This window comes from Nonomuraea monospora, assembly GCF_039531895.1.
Lineage (GTDB): Bacteria > Actinomycetota > Actinomycetes > Streptosporangiales > Streptosporangiaceae > Nonomuraea > Nonomuraea monospora.
Map to the genome: position 1 here is coordinate 1 of NZ_BAAAQX010000096.1, position 2,171 is coordinate 2,171.

The 2,171-nt window shown below is 69.9% G+C and carries 2 protein-coding genes; one reads left to right on the forward strand and one right to left on the reverse strand.

The genetic code is table 11. The features are described from left to right. Window positions 1-1,415, forward strand: a 1,415-nt coding sequence (locus ABD331_RS60605) for an IS1182 family transposase (protein WP_344496682.1), incomplete at its 5' end; no start/stop codon positions are given. 99 nt (window positions 1,416-1,514) lie between these two features. Here ABD331_RS60605 and ABD331_RS60610 read toward each other — a convergent pair. After that, the gene (locus ABD331_RS60610; RefSeq protein ID WP_344496684.1) at window positions 1,515-1,784 is read right to left on the reverse strand and encodes a hypothetical protein; all 270 of its coding nucleotides are present in this window, start codon (window positions 1,782-1,784) and stop codon (window positions 1,515-1,517) included. Between the last annotated feature and the right edge of the window lie 387 nt (window positions 1,785-2,171).

Consider the following 2,171-nt stretch of genomic DNA (forward strand, 5'->3'; position numbering starts at 1 on the left):
GGTCGGTGCCGCCGATGATCGTGGCGGTGGTGATGGTGCTGCAGCGGCTGGAAGGGTTGTCGGACCGGGAGGCGGTGGATCGGTTCGCCTTCGATGTGCGGTGGAAGTACGCCGCCGGCGGGCTGGATTTCGATCATCCGGGGTTCGTGCACACCGTGCTGGTGGATATGCGGGCCCGGCTGGCCGCCTCGGAGCGGCCGGATCGGATCTTCGAGCGGACGGTGGAGGTGGCCTCCCAGGCTGGTCTGATCGGCCGGCGGCGGGTGCTGGACTCGGCGCCGATCTATGACGCGGTGGCCACCCAGGACACCGTCACGCTGATCCGGTCGGCGATCCGGGGCCTGCTAAGGGCGGCCGATCATGTGCTGCGGGCCGAGCTGCGGGGCGTGATCTCCAGCGGGGACGGCTACGCCGACGTGGGTAAGCCGGTCATCGACTGGACGGACGCCGGAGAGCGGGAAGGGCTGATCGACTCACGCGCCCGGGACGGGTTCGCGCTGCTGGCGGTGCTGGACGGGCGGAAGGTGGCCGGGGAGGTCGATCAGGCGGCGCGGCTGCTGGCCACGGTGCTGGGCCAGGACTTGGAGCAGGGCGGGGACGGGGTGTTCCGGATCGCCCGCAAGGTGGCCAAGGACCGGGTCATCTCCACCGTTGATCCCGAGGCCCGGCACGGCCGCAAGACCGTGGCCCGCTCGTTCGATGGTTTCAAGGGGCACATCGCCGAGGACCCCGACAGCGAGATCGTCACCGCCACGAAGGTGACGCCGGGCAATGCCGGTGATGCCGAGTCCGCCGCCGGCCTGCTGGCCGACCTCCTCGCGGATAACCAGGCCGAGCAGGCCGAGGAGGCCGAGGTTTACGGTGATGCCGCTTACGGCACCGGGCCGATGCTGGTCCAGCTCGCCGGGGCGGGCATCGAGGCGATGGTCAAGGTGCAGCCGCGAGGCGGGCTGGGCGGCCGGTTCTCCAAGGACGACTTCACCATCGACCTGCAGGCCGGGCAGGTCACGTGCCCGAGCCGGCAGGCTGCCGTGATCCGGCCGCAGACCGGCGGCGGCGGGGTTGCCCGCTTCGGCATCGCCTGCGCCGGCTGCCCGCTGCGTGAGCGCTGCACCACGGCCAAGGACGGCCGCGAGATCAAGATCAGCCCGCATGAGGAACACCTGGCACAGGGCAGGGCCAACCGCGCCGATCCGGGCTGGCTGGCCCGCTACCGAGCCACCCGGCCCAAGGTCGAACGCAAGATCGCGCATTTGATGCGGCGGCGGCACGGCGGACGCCGCGCCCGCGTCCGCGGCACCACCAAGGTCGGCGCCGACTTCTCGCTGCTGGCCGCCGCCGTCAACCTCGCCCGCCTGGCCGTGCTCGGCATCGTCTCCGTTCCAGGCGGATCGTGGACGAAAGCAATCGCTTGACCTGGGACAACGCCCGAGAGTAGAGAGCCGGGCAACGAGGGCCAGTCTCCGGTGGGCCTGTGGATAACCGCACAGGCCCACACAACCGGCAGACCGCCGTCACGAGCTCGGAACACGACGCTCCTGCACAGCGGCTGCCCGGCAAGCTGACCCGAAAGTCTTCAGCCAGGAGGACCCGCTTAACACCAGCCTCCTAGAGCTCCGCGTCCAGACGACCACGGCGCACGGGCCGCACCGGCCGATCGCGCCGTCTCCGGTCGCTTCAGCGTCTCGCTCGGTGCGCCGCATGGTCAGCCATACCGCGAGCACGACCGCCGTCGGCCACGCCAGAACGCCGATCAGTTCGGCAATCGCGTCGATCAGCTTCACCCAATCGGTCACCTGCACATCCGTGGCCCGGTCTCAGGCCTGCATTCGGGGTGAGTGGCGAGATCGCGACCTAGGGCTCGCACCGACCCTCCCATGCGCCAGATGGTCACTTCACGCGAGGGCAGCTGCTTGCGCGAGGCCGGCCGAAGGCGGCATCCACGTCACCGTGGGCGGCTGATATCTGTCCCGCGGGCATGCACCGCGACGGGACGCTGGCTAGCCCCGTTTTCCGCACGTCGGGTTGATTGAAGATCGTCGGATTTGCTGTGGTGATCGTCGTCGCGGTATGACCTGGCAGATGAGGCAGCGTGCGCAGTGGGGCCAGGCCAGTGTCGAGAAGATGCTCGGAGCATTACCGGTGGTGGCCGCGTTCTGCTCGCGGCTGCG